Raw genomic sequence first — 16,056 nt, 5'->3', positions numbered from 1 at the left:
AATAACCACATTATCAGGAAAAGTTGAATTGACTGCAGCTTTTGCTGCAATAACACAGCCATTTCTAATAATTGTAGCATTAGTATAGTTACTTTAGCGCCTACCCAGCAATCTGAATCAATATTAATATCTCTATGATTCACGCCTTGATTTCGTATCAGTATGTCTAAATCTGCAAAATTATGGTTTTCGGGGTGAATACTAAAATATGATCTAATGATTTTGTCATCATCAATAATTACCCTCCTATTCCTTCAATATGAGCAAATCATCTATTCCTACTTTGTTTTCAATTTTATTCCCTTTTCTAAACTATTGATTGAATCTTACACACAACTTTGAATGTGAACCTGTAGATCTATCATTACCTAAAAGAATGAATATTAAATATTTGGATTAAATTAAAAAATCGCTTTTACTTTGCATAAGGAAAATGAATGCGAATATCAATTTTTTATCCTATCTAGAATACAGAATAATAGATGATGTACTAATTGCTTTATTGGAATTGTATTATATAACTAACGTGTGATTTTAATAACAAAAAATAAATAGATAAGCAGCAAATTATTTTTAAATTCAAGTGTAAGTGACAGTATTAAACTATAATATTTTTCAATATTATTGATCTGATATATTGTATGTGATCATAAATATATTAATTATTACTAGTGTGTTTATTAATTTCAGATAGTGTTTGTTCAAATGTAATTTTGGAACTAAAACGCTCAATATAAGCATTTCTGCTGTTATGGGATATTGTTTGATATAACATCTCATCATGTAATAATAAATTTATTGCGTTTGAAAAACTTTCTGGAGTATCTTCGCATAAAATACCTGTTACCATATGTTCAATTAGTTCAGGTACCCCTCCAACTTTTGTTGATATGACAGGAATGCCTGCTGACATCGATTCTAAAATTACGAGTGGAGTTGCATCTCCGTCACTATTTGAGGGGGTGGTTAATAGCATTACGTCAATTTTTGAAAAGAAATCAGCAGCATTACAATGCCCTAAAAATGTTACGTCTATTTTACTTCTATTGGCATGTTCTTCCAGTTTGTTTTTTTCAGGTCCTTCACCTGCAATAATCAAAGATGCCTTATTGATTTTTTTCATGCTATCAATAGCTAGTTTTACATTTTTATCAGGGAGTAATCGACATATCCTTCCCACTGTAAAATCATTGTTTTTTTTCTTTTCAATCACCATTTCAGGAACGCCATTATATATAACTTGAGATTTTTTATATTTAGGGAAAAAATATAATAAATTACTCTTTGCTTGCTCATTAATGGCAATAAATAATTTTAATTTTTTAAATGAAAGCTTAAATAATGTTTTTAATAAGAAATTTTTCAACCCATGTTGGTCATTAATATATCGCAAGTGACTCTCATTACTGTGACCAATGCAAACTATATTCTTTTTTAATAAGGTAAAAGCATAAAGAGCCGATTCGGGGAGTCCATTTAAAAAAATAATATCTACATTATATTTAAAAGAGTAGTAATTAATTAACAAATTATTGTAAAGCTTATTGGCTTGAGAGGTGGATGGTTTAACTTTAAAAATGAAATTAACATTATTGTTAATTTCATTTATTAATCTTTCATTACAAGCTCCAACTATAATAATATAGTTTTTATTTATATAGTTGATGAGGTTTTTTACATAAACTTCACCTCCACCGTATATTGAGCTTGGTGCAATGATCAGTATTTTTTTCATTTATTTGCTATTTTCCATGCCAATCCACCAACAAAGTATCCCAAAAGGAAAATGAATTTAAAAGACGCTTTTTTCCATTTCCCTAGAATTAAATTTTTAAAAATATCAACGAATATTAAAAGGCTACTCTTAATAAATCTAACCAACCCATTGTTTTTCAATCTAAAAGCAGCAAAGCCTCCTCCGTATAAATATGCTCTTGTTACATCTAAAGTATCATTTTCTTTAGCTGGATGAAAAACGGTTGGTGAAGGTAGATAGTATCCTTCACCACCAGATGTTAAAAATCTGTAAAGAAAATCATTTTCTTCTGCAGCTCCCCAAATGAATCCCGAACCTACACCTAAGCGTTCATCAAAAAGCATATTTGAGGCTTCTTTACTGAAAAAAAGAGTAAAAGAGCACCCTAGTAATTTATCTTTGCTAAATGAACATTCATTTTTAGGGGAGAAAATTAGAGAAAAACTTGAATTAATATCTCGAGTGTTGACACTTAGAGCTAGTGGTTTATTTGAGTTATGTGTAAAAAAAAATGCTACTTTTTCTAATACATCTATATCATAGGTACAATCATCGTCAGGGAATGCTATAATATTACCTGAGGCATGCTGAATGCCAACATTTCTGGCCCTAGATAAACCAGGAACTGATTGCACAATATGCAAAATCTTACTATCTTGAATTGATGAATCAGACAGTATTTTTTTTAATCTATCGTCCTTATTTTGGTCAATAATAATAAGTTCATAGTTTTGGTAAGTTTGTAAACTTAGGGATTCTAAAAATAGAGCGACTTCATCTGTTCTTCCTAGAGTACAGAGAATAAGTGAAAATTTCATAAAGTGACTCGCTATAATACTATTCATAATTAAGACGTTTCCAGTCTCGTTTGTTATTAGATATATCTTGAGTTAAAAAATCGACATATTCAAATGGTGTACTGTAAAAATAATTTCCATCAGAAAATAAAGCCATCTCATTTTTATTGTTAACAAATGAATATATCTTCAATATAAAAATTAATGGTATGATAACAAATGCAAATACAATAGCTGTATTTTTTAATTTCGTGAATGTTGTATATAAAATAGGGCCAACCAAAAATGTAATTATCATGTGGTTAATCCTTAGGGATATACCAGACATTAAAAATTCTAGGATACATGTGATTACAAACCATGCTACTAGCATGTACATGTATTTTATATCTATTTTATTAATGATAAATAAAAATAATGAAATGGGAAATATAATTATAAACTCTTTATAGATTGATAAAATGGTTTCAATATTAACACCATCACCATTTATATAAGCATCAATTTTAATTTGAGGATATTGGACTAAAATTGGCAAAATAAATGACGCAAAAAATATTGCTGTTAGGAGTGATGCTGCAAGTAAAATCAATAGTTTTTTTAAGTTTATTCTATATATATAGTTGAAGGCAAAATATAATAGAATTGATGATAGATGAAATGTCATTGAAATAATAATGTAATGTACTTTTTGTTTGTTATTTTTTGAAAATAATGCAAATAGAAGAAAAATTGAAGAATAAGACTGCCTCAATAAATTTGCTTCAGCGGTATATCCTAAAAAAAGGAAACAAGTTAGTAGTAGTAGTGATTTGTATTTAATATTAACAACTTTCGAGTATTTGTATATAAATAAAACATACAATGTATTTATTATAATAAGGTGGAACAGTAAAAAAACACGGGGGGGGGCATATGGTGCCACAATAGAAAGTAAAAAACTTAAAAAAGGTAAACCTATTTCTACTCCAAAGCCAAATTCGAAAAGAGCATAGAGATTACCTTTAGAAAGAGCAATGAAATTTTTATAGTAGTCAGCTAGGTCATCGTTAGGTGTTTCAAATATTCCCCTGGATGCTCCTAAATATGAAATTAATATAATAAAAATAAGAATGAAAAATACTGAGAAACTCTTTATTTTAACACTTTCAATTTCTAGCAATGTAAGAAGAGGAAAACATAAAATTAAAGATAGATATGGAGAAAAAGGTAATAAACATAGTATAGCGATACTTAACACTGTTATGAAAGTAAAAGTATCAACTTTCTTCAGGTTGTTATTCATTTTATATATTCAATATGGCTAAATTTTTTGGTATATAGCGAGTATAAATTACTAAGCTCATTCATTTCATCATACATATAAATATGATTTAGTACTGAATGAAATTTAATATTTGAATTTATTGAATTGCCATATATTAGTGTTGATGAGTCAAAAGCACAAACTGAACTGCCTTTTTCCATATTGTATACAATATCTTCGGCAGCTATATTTAAATCGAGTTTTTTTACCTCAATATAGGAAGAATAGCTATTTAATTTATCAATTGTCTTTCTTTGATTATCTAGTGATTCCCTAGGATGAAATTTAATAAATAGTGTTTCATTTTTAGGCATTGTATTTATGAATTTTATTATGGATTGAATATATAAATCAAAAGAAATTGAAGGGTAATCATCAAAAACGGGACGAGATAAAAATAAATATTTTAAGTTAGGACACTCGATTTTTTTATATGATATTTTTATAAGGTGATTTGGCTGTTTTTTTACAGGTAATATAGAATACCAGCCATCAGCATTTAATTGATATCCATAGTTAATACTTAGGCATTTTAGGAGTGATTTTCGTATAAAAAACTTTAACCTACTATAAACATCTAGTTTTCTTCCTCTACGGTCAGTATAAAAGCAACTTCCTTCCTCATAAAAATTTATTTTTATTTTTAGTTTTTTAGCTGCCTTCATATAGAGTGCTTCTTTTTCATGCACAGGGTAGTGTATAAAGATTTCACTAATTTGATATCTAGTATAAATACTAAGAATTTTTTTATAACTTGATTGTAATGATCTGTATTTTAATAAAAAATTAAATCTTTTAAAAATCCAATTGATAGGCTCAGTTTTAATTACAGGTATATTAGTTGCTACAGTATTTTTGGGGTCATACTGTTTGAATTGTGCCGCTGTTAACTGATATTGCCACGAACCAATCCAAGAAAGCCATGGAGTTTCAAAAGGGCTTTGGTCAGCACGCTGAATTAAGAAACCGGTCATAGGGCGTGCGGCATCAGTACGAATTAAACTGCCGTCGTGACCGGGGCCCCACCATTGTGGGATTTCACCAAAAGTTACCCATTGGTTCCAAATTTTTACACCACCATATGAGCCGTTGAGGTTGTAGTCAGAACCATTTTCAACGCGTAAAGCCCGTTCGCCATTAGCCGTTAGGTTTAAGTCTACATCGTCAGTGCTGTAGTTGCCTGAAACGGTATAGCGAATGTCACTATATTCACTTTGGGCAAAGCCTTGTGGCATGGAGTTATGGCTAGATGCAAAGTGAGTTTCTAGCTGAACGCTGTTTTTCTTACGGTCGAGGTTCTTTTTAATGCGCTGAATAATGGCTTCTTGCTCACTATTCGTAATATTTGCATTATTTAAAGAACGGGTGATCTCTTCTTGGGACAGCGGCCAAGTGGATAAACTAATTTGGATAATGTTGCGTTCAGAAAGCCAAGCAAGGTCACTGCGTAAGTTGTTATCTGGTAGAACTAATCCCCCTGCAACGCTTTGTGCACTTATAGCACCGAGGACAGCAAGCATTGCTAGCTTGGTGAGCTTGAAATTTTTCATTGATAAATCCATTTGAAGTTGAGTTCGCCTAATATTGAATAGATAAATAAAATCTATAAATAGAATTAAAATATGATTATTAGCAGCCTATTATTATAAGTACCAAAATAGCTATTAGGTTGGGCTTCTGTGCCTTCTATAAAATAGAAATCATCACACTTTAACTATGTAAAGCAGAATATCAGATAAATATGCAAGGTATAGGACTTGTTAACATATTAAGATATAAAGCAATATGTATGTTTTTGGTGTTATATGTTAATAATTTTTTTTTATCTTATTGATTATTTTTATATTGAATGGAGAATACGCTATAAATGGAGTTATATATTAGTATTTTGTTTGGGAATTATGGGTTTTAGATGCAATATAAGAACATTCTAGGCGCTAGATTTATTTTGTGGGTGAATATCAAAGGCCTTCTCTTTTAAAAGAAGGCCTAGGTTTAGGGGGGCTAACGTCCGTGCTCAGGTAACCAGATTTGTAACCTTAAACCACCCAATGGGCTATCATCCGCTTTAACCCAACCTTTATGTTGTGTTATTGCGGTTTCAACAATTGCAAGGCCTAAACCAGTTCCACCTGTTTCTCGGTCTCGAGCTTCATCTGTGCGGTAGAACGGGCGGAAAATGTGCTCGCGGTCAGCAGGGCTAACACCCGGGCCATCATCATCGACAGTGATTAAAATACCGTTATTTTCTTCTTTGAAATCAACAGCAATGTGCGTATGTGAATAACGTAATGCGTTACGCACAATATTTTCAAATGCACTACCGACAGCGGAAGGGTTGCAATATAACGGCCAAGGCCCAGGGTGAGAAGTGACCTCGAGGGTTTTGTTCATCTGTTCGGCTTCAAAGCTAGCGTCATCTAAGATATCGCCCCAAAGTTCATCGGCTTTGATATTTTCACGCAAGATCTCGTTTTTGTGCTGGCTACGGGATAACACCAGTAAATCGTTAATCATGCTATCTAGGCGATGGGTCTCGGTTTCGATGCGTTCTAGCTCTTTACTTTCACCATGGCGACGGCGTAATAAGGCTGTTGCCAGTTGCAAACGTGTCAGTGGAGTCCGTAGTTCATGAGAAATATCAGAGATTAAGCGTTGCTGGGCGCTAACCATACCATCAAGGGCACTGATCATCTGGTTAAAGCTATTTCCCGCAGACAAGAACTCTTGTGGGCCGGCTTCTAGCTCTGGGTGTGGCCGTAAATTTCCTTTCGCTACATCGTCTGCCGCCATTTTTAACTTACGAGCGGGGCGGGCAAGGCTCCAAGATAACCATAATAATAACGGAGCACTGATCAGCATTGTGGCGATCAGTAATAAGAAAGGCCTATCAAACAATAAGTTAATAAAGTCAGATTGTGGGCTGCTTGCTGGGCGAACTAAATACAGCTGGTAGTGGTCTTCCCCATCACGAATGGAGAATGGCCCGAGAATTTCGGCTCGTCCATATTTTTTCTTTTTCGGGTGATCCGCGTTATCGGACTGCCCAATAAAGTTACGTATCACCTGCATTTCACTTGGCATTGCGCCAATCACACGGCCTTCACTGGTGACGATAATCAAGCGTTGGCCGGGAGGCGCCCATTTTTTGATGGCGTTAGAAATACGCCGCCACCAAAGTAGGTCGTTCATCGGAGCTTGTGCGAGTTCGGCTTCAATATGCTGTTCAAGCATCTCCCCTTGGCGTTGTTCACTTTCCATAAGGACGGTGATTTGCCGAGAGTCGAGCTTGGGCACCATCAGCACTAGCATTAATACTAGTGCGAGGGTAAACCAGAAGATCGCAAAGATCCTTGCGGTTAAGCTGTTGATCATGTGGCAGAAACCATTAAGTATCCGCGGCCACGTAAGGTTTTAAACCACGGCTGGCCATCAGTGCGTTCTGGAAGTTTGCGACGTAAGTTTGAAATATGCATATCAATAGCACGGTCAAACGGTGTTAAGCGCTTACCAAGTACTTCTTGGCTAAGGTGTTCACGAGAAACCACTTGGCCTAGGTGCTGTGCGAGCAGATATAACAACGTAAATTCGGTGCCTGTTAAGTCCAAAATTTCATCATCAAAGCTGGCTTCTTGGCGACCTGGGTTAAGTTGCAGTTTATCAACTTGTAAAACAGGGGTATTGCTATTGTCGCCTTGAGTTTGCTCGCTCCAGTTAGAACGGCGTAATAAAGCGCGAATACGCGCGACCAGTTCACGGTCATTGAACGGTTTAGGTAGATAGTCGTCTGCACCTAATTCTAGGCCCAGAACCTTATCTAACTCACTACCGCGAGCCGTTAACATGATAACGGGGGTCTGATGGATTTGGCGCAGTTCTTTTAATGTCTCAATACCATTTTTTTTCGGCATCATGACATCAAGCAGTAACAGGTCAATGGATGAGTCAATTTGTTGTAATGCCTGTTCACCATCATAGGCGATGACAACATTGAAACCTTCCATTTCCAGCAGTTCTTTTAATAGCGACGTGAGTTCACGGTCGTCATCAACTAATAGGATTTTATGCATTTTTTAAGTCCTCCAACTGCCAAAATACGATAACAATCTGTACGATTCCATGACTTTACGTTCTTTTACATGCTCTGACGCTAGTTTGCAGCCACAGGTGTATATTTGTTCACATTGAATCACGAGCACAGTTCGGAGACAAGGTGTCAAATGCTGAGAACAACGCATAGCAAAGTACATAATACAGTACATAAAACCGCAATGTTAGTTTTAGCTTCTGCGTTTGTGTTCGGGCCAACGGTTGCTTTTGCAGAAGAACCAAAAAGTGCTGCAAATGAAAGTTCAACACCTTTGATGTTACAGATGCAGTCTGAGCCAACAGCGCCAACGGGCCATGCGGTTGTACCTTTCCAACATCATGAGTTATCTAGCAGTGAAGAACGTGCCAGTACCTTTATGTTTAATGGTATCACGTTAAATGAAAAACAGCGTCAGCAATTACGCGATTTAATGGCAACACAGCGCCATTATCATGTTGATAACACTGCTTTAGTTAAAGAACGTGAAGCACTGCACAAATTAATTATAGCGGATAGCTTTGATGACAAAGCGGTTCGTGAAGAGCTTGAAAAACGAATGCAAAAAGAACTGGAACAACGTGTTGAAATGGCTCGAATTCACCATGAATTGTACCAGTTATTAACGCCAGAACAGAAAACAGAGCTTGAACATATTCACCAACAAGAAATGCAGCAATACAAAATGTCGGAATTTCAAGCGATGCAGTTTCAGTAAGTTTAGTTGTTAGTACCCGTAGTAATGCAAGTTAGTTAGTTTCATATCCTGAGTTCCATAGTAAGTAGTGAAGTAGCAATAAGTGAAGTTTTTCCTTGCCATAGACACCATCCCTGTCTTTTATAGCCCCTTTTAGGGGCTTTTTTTTATCTCAAAAACAAATAAATTTTTTAAAAACATAGGGTTATGACTTATTAAAAGGCTCTGAAAGTTCATCAAAGTTCGCCGAGGTGGACGGAAAGTGGACGGTCACCCACTTCAATTTAATTATTTTAGGTTGGAAAATGTGATGAATTAGCCAAATAATTCAGAATACGAGCCACAGCGAACTAATATGATTTCATTGGTTTGGTAGTCTATATCCCAAATTAATAAAAAATCGGGTTGTATGTGGCATTCATAGCAAGGTTTCCAGTTTCCTTTTAAGGGATGAGGCAAATATTCTGCTGGAACAGAGCCAGTAATGCACAGATGGTTATCGATTAACTCTTTTAATAGCTGAGTATTTCTTTTTTTGTCAGATAACGACTTTTTTAAGTCTTTTTTGAATTGGGATTTAACGCGAATTTTTAGCATCGGACTTGCTCACTTGGCTAAATAAGTCATCAGCAGAGTCAAATATTTCGTCTGTAGTTGGTGCATTAATAGCTTCTAATGTAATTGAGTTTGGTGTTTTTAACTCAATCGGAAAAGCTTGTCTCAATGATATTTGCTTGACGAAAATACGAATAGCATCAGACATGCTAATCCCTAATTCAGATAGCACTGCTTCAGCATTTTCCCTGACTTTAGGTTCAATTCTCGCTCTGACAATATCTGTTTTGTGTTGAGTATTGGCCATTACTGTTATCCTCTTCTTATGATGAACAATTAAATCGTAGCACATGCGGGCTACAATTTAAAATTGATTTTTTAATAGACGTTTTTTTGTTGAAAGTCTGCTATTTTCATCTCTCATTCTTACTATAAAAACAATGTATCCACCAAAGTAGGGCTCTCTTTATGACTCAGATATTAACGACACAAGATTATCGCAATATGCCTTGGAAAAATGGCCAAGGGTCGACGCTTGAACTGGCTCGCAGTCATGGTGAAGGTTTAGATGATTTTGATTGGCGAGTGTCGATTGCCGATGTTAAAACCGCGGGAGCATTTTCGTTTTTCCAGAATCGGCAACGTATTATTGGCGTACTGGAAGGAGGAGGGCTTATTTTACATGTGGATAAGAACCCAGCAGTGACATTACAGCAAAAAGAATTTTTTGCTTTTAATGGGGACAGCGAAGTTTATGCAGAACTTATCCAAGGTGCAATTCGTGATTTTAATGTCATCTATAACCCTGAAAAATATCAAGCGCGCTTACAATGGGTGAATACTGAGCTTATTAACTCTTGGGTGAGCGGAGCTAGCGAGATCTTAATTTTTAATATTGCTCCCAGTCTAGGGATGAAAATTAATTCAGATTCCTTTTATTTAAAACCATTTGAGACTTTACTAGTCAAAGAAAATCGAGAAGTTCTTCAATTTACTATTGAGCAAAATATAGAAAATGATTTTTGCATTATTGAGTTATTTATTAAATAGTTAAGTTCGTTTTTACTCTGAATTTTAATTGGTATTTGTATGACACTTATATGGCGCTTATTGTTGGAATAATATTCTGCCCATTTTGCAATTTTAGCCAAAACGTTATCAAATTCATATATTACATAATTATGGCTTTATTCCTATTGTTATTTTTCGCAAAATTCATAGTCTTTAGCGTTGTTAAAAAATAATACTTATATACTACAGGAAAAATGTTCTATGAAGATGAAAGCGCTTGTGGCAGTTGCTGTTTCTGCTGTCATTTTAACGGGTTGTAAAAATTTAGACCAAGGGATGTTGACTAACTCAGGCATGCAATTATTCCAAGCGGCAACATTGAGTGATGCAGACGTTAAGAAATTCAGTGATGAATCATGTAAAGAAATGGATGCGCAAAACAAAATTGCACCAGCGTCTAGCAAATATGCAAAACGTTTAGATAAAATCGCAAAAGCATTGGGCAACGAAGTTGATGGTACCCCAGTAAACTATAAAGTTTATATGACTAGCGATGTAAACGCATGGGCGATGGCGAATGGTTGTGTTCGCGTATACAGCGGCCTGATGGATGTGATGAATGACAATGAAGTTGAAGGTGTTTTAGGCCATGAAATGGGCCACGTTGCATTAGGTCATACACGTAAAGCTATGCAAGTTGCTTATGCAACGGTTGCTGCACGTACTGCTGCATCATCAGCTGGTGGCGTAGTAGAACAACTGAGCGCATCACAAGTTGCTGCTCTGGGTGAAAAACTGATTAACTCACAGTTTTCTCAGCACCAAGAAAGTGAAGCAGATAACTTCTCTTACGATTTACTGAAAAAACGCGGTGTTAAAACTGACGGTTTAGTGACTGGTTTTGAAAAATTAGCAAAAATGGGTAGCAGTGAAACAAGTATGTTTGATTCTCACCCACCATCAAGCGAGCGTGCACAAAACATCCGTGACCGTATTGCTGCTGACAAAAAATAATATTTAATTATTGATGTTAGTTGGATGTCGTTCTGGTGTAGTAATGTGATGATATATTGCTACACCAATCATTTGTTTCCTGCTGTTTATCTCAATATTACTTTTCTTATATTACAAATCAGAACTTATCCCGTTGTACTCCTGTAACTGACTCTCTATCTTGTTAATTAAACGATATTCAGGTCTTTTCGTAATTTTGCAAATTTTCGTTTGATAAAACGTTAGCAAGGAAAAAAGATGGAAAAAGTGCAGAGAATTTCTCTTTTAGCTAAGGGAATGGGCATGCTGTTATCGGGAACCTGCCGTTTATTAACCGGTGTTCGCACACGCTGGGTGGGATGCCAACCGTCAATGAACTCGCGTATTTATTATGCCAATCATTCCAGCCATCTTGATGGTTTGGTTATTTGGTCTGGGTTACCACCTTTAATGCGCCATTTTGTTCACCCTGTTGCCGCTAAGGATTATTGGATTAAGACGCCATTTCGGCGTTACTTAGTTAATAAGGTTTTTCGGGCGGTATTGGTCGACAGAAAAGGTGATAAGCCTGCACAGAATAATATATTAGCTCCCTTAGAATCAGTATTAGAGTCAAAGCATTCATTGATCTTTTTTCCTGAAGGCACCCGCGGTGATGGGGAAACTTTAAGCCAATTTAAAAGTGGGCTCTATTATCTCGCGAAAAAATACCCTGATGTTGAAGTTGTTCCAGTGTATTTGGAAAATTTAAATCGTGTATTACCGAAGGGGTCAAAGCTTGTTGTGCCTGTGATTTGTTCAGCTATCGTTGGTAAGCCTTTAGTACCTATCATGGAAAATGAAAATAAAATCGCCTTTTTGCAGCGAGCAAAAGAAGCACTTGAGGAGCTAATGCCATGAGTATTGGGGACAGGGAGTTAGTATTACTATTGTCAGGTGTGTTTGGGATACTGGTATTTGCCAGTGTTATTGGTGGTATCCTTGCATACCGTTATTCAGGTGAAAAAAGTAACCCAACCATTGATAATTTAAATGCTCGTATCCGCGCATGGTGGGTCATGTGCATTATTTGTGTGCTTGCTGTGGTACTTGGCAACATAGGTGTGGTGATCTTATTTGCGCTGATATCGTTCTTTGCACTCAGAGAGTTTATTACCTTAACGCCAACACGACGAAGTGACCATGAAGCTTTATTTTGGTGCTTTTTTGTTTTTATTCCATTGCAATATGTCTTGGTAGGTATTGAATGGTATGGGTTATTTTCAATTTTCGTGCCTGTTTTTGTATTCCTTTTCTTGCCCACCCGTATTGCTTTAGCTGGAGATACCTTTCATTTTCTTGAACGCACTGCAAAAATTCAGTGGGGGATGTTGGTGGCTGTTTTCTGTTTAAGCCATGTTCCTGCGTTATTGATGCTGAATATTCAAGGCTATGAAGGCGAAAATGTAAAACTATTACTTTTCTTGATTATTGTGACGCAAATTTCAGATGTGTTGCAGTATGTTTTTGGCAAGTTAATGGGTAAGCGGCCTATTGTGCCTAAGTTGAGCCCAAATAAGACAATTGAAGGTTTTATTGGCGGAATATTATCTTCAGTATTAATTGGTATTTGCCTCTACTGGGTAACCCCGTTTAGCTGGTGGGTTGCAGGGCTGATGTCATTAGCGATTACCATTATGGGGTTTGTGGGAGGATTATGTATGTCAGCAATTAAGCGTGATAGTGGTATTAAAGATTTTGGGGCTATTATTGAAGGGCATGGTGGGATGCTGGATCGCATTGACTCATTGTGTTTTGCTGCGCCTATTTTTTTCCATTTAACGCGTTATTACTATACATAGCCCTATTTTATTTTCGTTTTTGTTCGTTCACCCAAAGAGCACCAAATGGTGCTTTTCTTTTGTTTTATAGGTACAGCATCGAAGGAATTTAAGTGTTATCATCAATACTTAATTTTTATTTCAAACTAAGATTCAACTAGGGTAATTCGCTTCAGTTTGTACTCTAGAGCTTTTTTTACATTGAAAGATTTACCTATTGGGGTGATCGGCTAGAATTATGTAAACTGGATCACAATAAAACATAAAAGCTTGATGGAAAGCAGATGCATAATTCACTCTTTGCCGTATTATGCTGCTAGGTGAATCAATTCAGCACTGGTAAGTCAGTGTAATTAGCGTTAAAAAGATTAACAGCGTAACGGTTTTATCGGTTTGCAATTTTATGTTCATTAATCAGAGGTCATCATGGTCAAGCAGATTAAAAGAATTGGGGTTTTAACGAGTGGTGGTGACGCGCCAGGCATGAATGCAGCGATCCGCGGTGTGGTTCGTGCGGCATTGGGTGAAGGTTTAGAAGTCATGGGTATTTTTGACGGGTACCTTGGCCTATATGAAAACCGCATGAAACAATTAGACCGGTATAGCGTGTCGGATATGATCAACCGCGGTGGCACCTTTTTAGGCTCAGCTCGCTTCCCACAATTCCGTGATGAAAAAGTACGTGCAATAGCCTTTGAAAATCTGAAGAAAAATCATATTGATGCACTAGTCGTTATTGGTGGTGATGGTTCCTATTTGGGTGCGAAAGCACTGACCGAAGCAGGCTTCCCGTGCATTGGTCTACCAGGTACAATCGATAATGACGTTGCAGGAACCGATTACACCATTGGTTATTTTACTGCACTTGAAACCGTTGTTGAAGCAATTGACCGCTTGCGTGATACCTCTACATCTCATAAACGTATCTCTATTGTTGAAGTGATGGGACGTTACTGTGGTGATTTAACATTATCTGCGGCGATCGCGGGCGGGTGCGAATTCCTTGTATTGCCTGAGCAAGAAATGGCGTTCGATCGCGAAGAATTGTTATCTGAAATCAAACGCGGTATTGAAAAAGGCAAACGCCATGCAATCGTTGCTATCACTGAACACGTTTGTGACGTGGGTGAGTTAGCCAAATATATTGAGCAAGAAACCCATCACGAAACACGTGCAACGGTTCTAGGCCATATCCAGCGTGGCGGATCTCCAGTTGCTTATGACCGCATTTTAGCATCACGCATGGGGGCTTATTCCATCCAACTTCTACTGGAAGGTTACGGTGGGCGCTGCGTAGGTATTCAAAATGAGAAGTTAGTCCATCATGATATTATTGATGCGGTTATGAATATGAAGCGTGTCTTTAAGAAGGATTGGTTTGATACGGCTAAGAAGCTTTACTAAAATCTTCGTCATATTTCAAGCTGTAGGGGTGTTGGCTACGCACACTAACCCTAGTCACATACTTATGTATGCTCCTAGGGATTAGCTTTGCTTGCCGCCTACCTACAACTTGAACTCTTTAGAAGATGGATATTTGTCATATTTCGGACTGTAGCGTTGTTGGCGACGCTCGCTAACCTTAGTCACATACTGGTGTATGCTCCTAGGGATTAGCTTTGCTTGCCGCCTACCTACAACTTGAACTCTTTAGAAGATGGATATTTGTCATATTTCGCACTGTAGCGTTGTTGGCGACGCTCGCTAATCCTAGTTATATACTGGTGTATGCCCCTAGGGATTAGCTTTGCTTGCCGCCTACCTACAACTTGAACTCTTTAGAAGATGGATATTTGTCATATTTCAAGCTGTAGGGGGTGTTGGCTACGCACGCTAACCCTAGTCACATACTTATGTATGATCCCCGAGCTATTCTCGTTTGCCGCCTAGTCACAACTTAAATCTCCCTCTTACCTGTTCACATATTCCCCGTAAGCATAAGTTTTTCTTTTTAATTATTTCCCGTAATTGGTGCTATCTGTCAGCCTCTCCTTATCATAAATTTAATGAGGAAAGGCAGATGGCACGTTCATGGCAGGTAACAAAATCACAATTCACCACAGCATTGTTATTGCTGTTAGCGACAGGGGCATGGGCGAAAAATATTCAATTACTGAATGTGTCTTATGATCCGACTCGTGAGTTTTATCAACAATATAATCAGGAATTTAGTGATTATTGGAAAAAGAAAACGGGGGATACTGTCACTATTCGGCAATCTCATGGGGGTTCTGGTAAGCAAGCCATATCAGTAGTGAATGGGTTAGAAGCTGATGTTGTGACGTTGGCTTTAGCCTATGATGTTGATGCTATTGCACAAAGTGGCCGTATAGATAAAAACTGGATAGAAAAACTCCCCGATAACTCAGCACCTTATACATCGACTATCGTCTTTCTAGTCCGTAAAGATAACCCGAAAAATATTAAGGACTGGGATGACTTAGTCCGCAAAGACGTCTCTGTGGTGACACCGAATCCAAAAACCTCAGGCGGAGCACGTTGGAATTATTTAGCGGCATGGGGATATGCGTTAGATAAAAACCAGCAAGATCCTGAAAAAGCAAAGCAATTTGTTAAACAACTTTATCAAAATGTGGAAGTACTCGATTCAGGGGCTCGTGGTGCGACCAATAGTTTTGTTGAACGCGGCATAGGTGATGTATTAATTGCTTGGGAAAATGAAGCGTTGTTAGCTATCAATGAGTTGGGGGAAAGCGGGCAGTTTGAAATAGTGACGCCAAGTATTTCGATTCTTGCTGAGCCAACCGTCGCTGTTGTTGATAAAACTGTCGATAAACGTGACCGCAGGGCTGTTGCAGAAGCTTACCTAGAGCATCTTTATTCTGCGGAAGGGCAGGAAATTGCAGCGAGAAACTATTATCGTCCACGAAATGTGGAAGTGGCTAAAAAATATCAGCAGCAGTTCCCTGAGCTTAAGTTGCTGACGGTAGACGCCAGTTTCGGTGGTTGGCAATTAGCACAAGCAACGCATTTTGCGAATGGGGGGGTGTTCGACGAAATCATTCGACGCTAA

General features: G+C 37.1%; 15 protein-coding genes. 7 read left to right on the top strand and 8 right to left on the bottom strand.

Annotated elements, in window-relative coordinates:
• Positions 1-658: 658 nt before the first annotated feature.
• The 6 genes from PR800_RS11830 to cpxR form a co-directional block, all read right to left on the bottom strand.
• Complete coding sequence (locus PR800_RS11830; RefSeq protein ID WP_115168191.1) at positions 659-1,735, bottom strand: glycosyltransferase family 4 protein; 1,077 nt, start codon at positions 1,733-1,735, stop codon at positions 659-661.
• Positions 1,732-2,574, bottom strand: coding sequence for a glycosyltransferase family 2 protein (locus PR800_RS11825; RefSeq protein ID WP_272530885.1), 843 nt, complete (start codon positions 2,572-2,574; stop codon positions 1,732-1,734). The genes PR800_RS11830 and PR800_RS11825 overlap by 4 nt, the downstream gene beginning before the upstream one ends.
• A 19-nt stretch (positions 2,575-2,593) precedes the next feature.
• Positions 2,594-3,838, bottom strand: a complete 1,245-nt coding sequence (locus PR800_RS11820) for an EpsG family protein (RefSeq protein WP_272530884.1) — start codon at positions 3,836-3,838, stop codon at positions 2,594-2,596.
• Positions 3,835-5,379 carry a capsule assembly Wzi family protein gene (locus PR800_RS11815; RefSeq protein WP_442959875.1) on the bottom strand — a complete coding sequence of 515 codons (1,545 nt, stop codon included), beginning with the start codon at positions 5,377-5,379 and terminating at the stop codon, positions 3,835-3,837. Before PR800_RS11815 ends, PR800_RS11820 begins: the two co-directional genes overlap by 4 nt.
• 484 nt (positions 5,380-5,863) lie before the next feature.
• Positions 5,864-7,234, bottom strand: coding sequence for an envelope stress sensor histidine kinase CpxA (gene cpxA / locus PR800_RS11810; protein WP_004906999.1), 1,371 nt, complete (start codon positions 7,232-7,234; stop codon positions 5,864-5,866).
• Complete coding sequence (gene cpxR / locus PR800_RS11805; protein WP_004265224.1) at positions 7,231-7,929, bottom strand: envelope stress response regulator transcription factor CpxR; 699 nt, start codon at positions 7,927-7,929, stop codon at positions 7,231-7,233. The genes cpxA and cpxR overlap by 4 nt, the downstream gene beginning before the upstream one ends.
• A gap of 150 nt (positions 7,930-8,079) precedes the next feature.
• On the opposite strand from cpxR, the gene PR800_RS11800 reads away from it, so the two are divergent.
• Positions 8,080-8,664, top strand: coding sequence for a Spy/CpxP family protein refolding chaperone (locus tag PR800_RS11800; protein WP_272530881.1), 585 nt, complete (start codon positions 8,080-8,082; stop codon positions 8,662-8,664).
• Positions 8,665-8,958: 294 nt separating this feature from the next.
• Here the strand turns inward: PR800_RS11800 and PR800_RS11795 are convergent, their stop codons facing one another.
• Together PR800_RS11795 and PR800_RS11790 are read right to left on the bottom strand one after the other, a co-directional pair.
• The gene (locus PR800_RS11795; protein WP_210843139.1) at positions 8,959-9,240 is read right to left on the bottom strand and encodes a type II toxin-antitoxin system YafQ family toxin; all 282 of its coding nucleotides are present in this window, start codon (positions 9,238-9,240) and stop codon (positions 8,959-8,961) included.
• Complete coding sequence (locus PR800_RS11790; RefSeq protein WP_166267060.1) at positions 9,221-9,505, bottom strand: type II toxin-antitoxin system RelB/DinJ family antitoxin; 285 nt, start codon at positions 9,503-9,505, stop codon at positions 9,221-9,223. Before PR800_RS11790 ends, PR800_RS11795 begins: the two co-directional genes overlap by 20 nt.
• A 161-nt stretch (positions 9,506-9,666) precedes the next feature.
• Here PR800_RS11790 and PR800_RS11785 point away from each other — a divergent pair, with 161 nt between their 5' ends.
• From PR800_RS11785 to PR800_RS11760, 6 genes are all read left to right on the top strand, one after another.
• Positions 9,667-10,248: a HutD/Ves family protein gene (locus PR800_RS11785; protein ID WP_195697906.1), complete on the top strand. Its 582-nt coding sequence runs from the start codon at positions 9,667-9,669 to the stop codon at positions 10,246-10,248.
• Positions 10,249-10,470: 222 nt separating this feature from the next.
• The gene (locus tag PR800_RS11780) at positions 10,471-11,223 is read left to right on the top strand and encodes a M48 family metallopeptidase (protein WP_166267056.1); all 753 of its coding nucleotides are present in this window, start codon (positions 10,471-10,473) and stop codon (positions 11,221-11,223) included.
• A gap of 237 nt (positions 11,224-11,460) precedes the next feature.
• Positions 11,461-12,102, top strand: coding sequence for a lysophospholipid acyltransferase family protein (locus tag PR800_RS11775; protein ID WP_166267054.1), 642 nt, complete (start codon positions 11,461-11,463; stop codon positions 12,100-12,102).
• Complete coding sequence (locus tag PR800_RS11770; RefSeq protein WP_166267052.1) at positions 12,099-13,043, top strand: phosphatidate cytidylyltransferase; 945 nt, start codon at positions 12,099-12,101, stop codon at positions 13,041-13,043. Before PR800_RS11775 ends, PR800_RS11770 begins: the two co-directional genes overlap by 4 nt.
• A 405-nt stretch (positions 13,044-13,448) precedes the next feature.
• Positions 13,449-14,426, top strand: coding sequence for a 6-phosphofructokinase (gene pfkA / locus PR800_RS11765; RefSeq protein WP_047756829.1), 978 nt, complete (start codon positions 13,449-13,451; stop codon positions 14,424-14,426).
• Positions 14,427-15,042: 616 nt separating this feature from the next.
• Entirely contained in the window at positions 15,043-16,056 is a 1,014-nt protein-coding gene (locus PR800_RS11760; RefSeq protein WP_239979357.1) for a sulfate ABC transporter substrate-binding protein, read from the top strand.

Origin of the sequence: Providencia sp. PROV205 (assembly GCF_028479505.1) — a bacterium.
Lineage (GTDB): Bacteria > Pseudomonadota > Gammaproteobacteria > Enterobacterales > Enterobacteriaceae > Providencia > Providencia huaxiensis.
The sequence above is the reverse complement of the archived record's forward strand: the minus strand, read 5'-3'. Positions and strand labels throughout refer to the sequence as shown.

Bases quoted from the DNA above. Each gene is read 5' to 3' on its own strand.
- PR800_RS11785 (WP_195697906.1), top strand. From the start codon at position 9,667: ATGACTCAGATATTAACGACACAAGATTATCGCAATATGCCTTGGAAA.
- PR800_RS11795 (WP_210843139.1), bottom strand. From the start codon at position 9,240: ATGCTAAAAATTCGCGTTAAATCCCAATTCAAAAAAGACTTAAAAAAG.
- PR800_RS11790 (WP_166267060.1), bottom strand. From the start codon at position 9,505: ATGGCCAATACTCAACACAAAACAGATATTGTCAGAGCGAGAATTGAA.
- PR800_RS11775 (WP_166267054.1), top strand. From the start codon at position 11,461: ATGGAAAAAGTGCAGAGAATTTCTCTTTTAGCTAAGGGAATGGGCATG.
- PR800_RS11760 (WP_239979357.1), top strand. From the start codon at position 15,043: ATGGCACGTTCATGGCAGGTAACAAAATCACAATTCACCACAGCATTG.
- PR800_RS11780 (WP_166267056.1), top strand. From the start codon at position 10,471: ATGAAGATGAAAGCGCTTGTGGCAGTTGCTGTTTCTGCTGTCATTTTA.
- pfkA (WP_047756829.1), top strand. From the start codon at position 13,449: ATGGTCAAGCAGATTAAAAGAATTGGGGTTTTAACGAGTGGTGGTGAC.
- cpxR (WP_004265224.1), bottom strand. From the start codon at position 7,929: ATGCATAAAATCCTATTAGTTGATGACGACCGTGAACTCACGTCGCTA.
- PR800_RS11820 (WP_272530884.1), bottom strand. From the start codon at position 3,838: ATGAATAACAACCTGAAGAAAGTTGATACTTTTACTTTCATAACAGTG.
- PR800_RS11770 (WP_166267052.1), top strand. From the start codon at position 12,099: ATGAGTATTGGGGACAGGGAGTTAGTATTACTATTGTCAGGTGTGTTT.
- PR800_RS11825 (WP_272530885.1), bottom strand. From the start codon at position 2,574: ATGAAATTTTCACTTATTCTCTGTACTCTAGGAAGAACAGATGAAGTC.
- PR800_RS11800 (WP_272530881.1), top strand. From the start codon at position 8,080: ATGCTGAGAACAACGCATAGCAAAGTACATAATACAGTACATAAAACC.
- PR800_RS11815 (WP_442959875.1), bottom strand. From the start codon at position 5,379: ATGCTTGCTGTCCTCGGTGCTATAAGTGCACAAAGCGTTGCAGGGGGA.
- cpxA (WP_004906999.1), bottom strand. From the start codon at position 7,234: ATGATCAACAGCTTAACCGCAAGGATCTTTGCGATCTTCTGGTTTACC.
- PR800_RS11830 (WP_115168191.1), bottom strand. From the start codon at position 1,735: ATGAAAAAAATACTGATCATTGCACCAAGCTCAATATACGGTGGAGGT.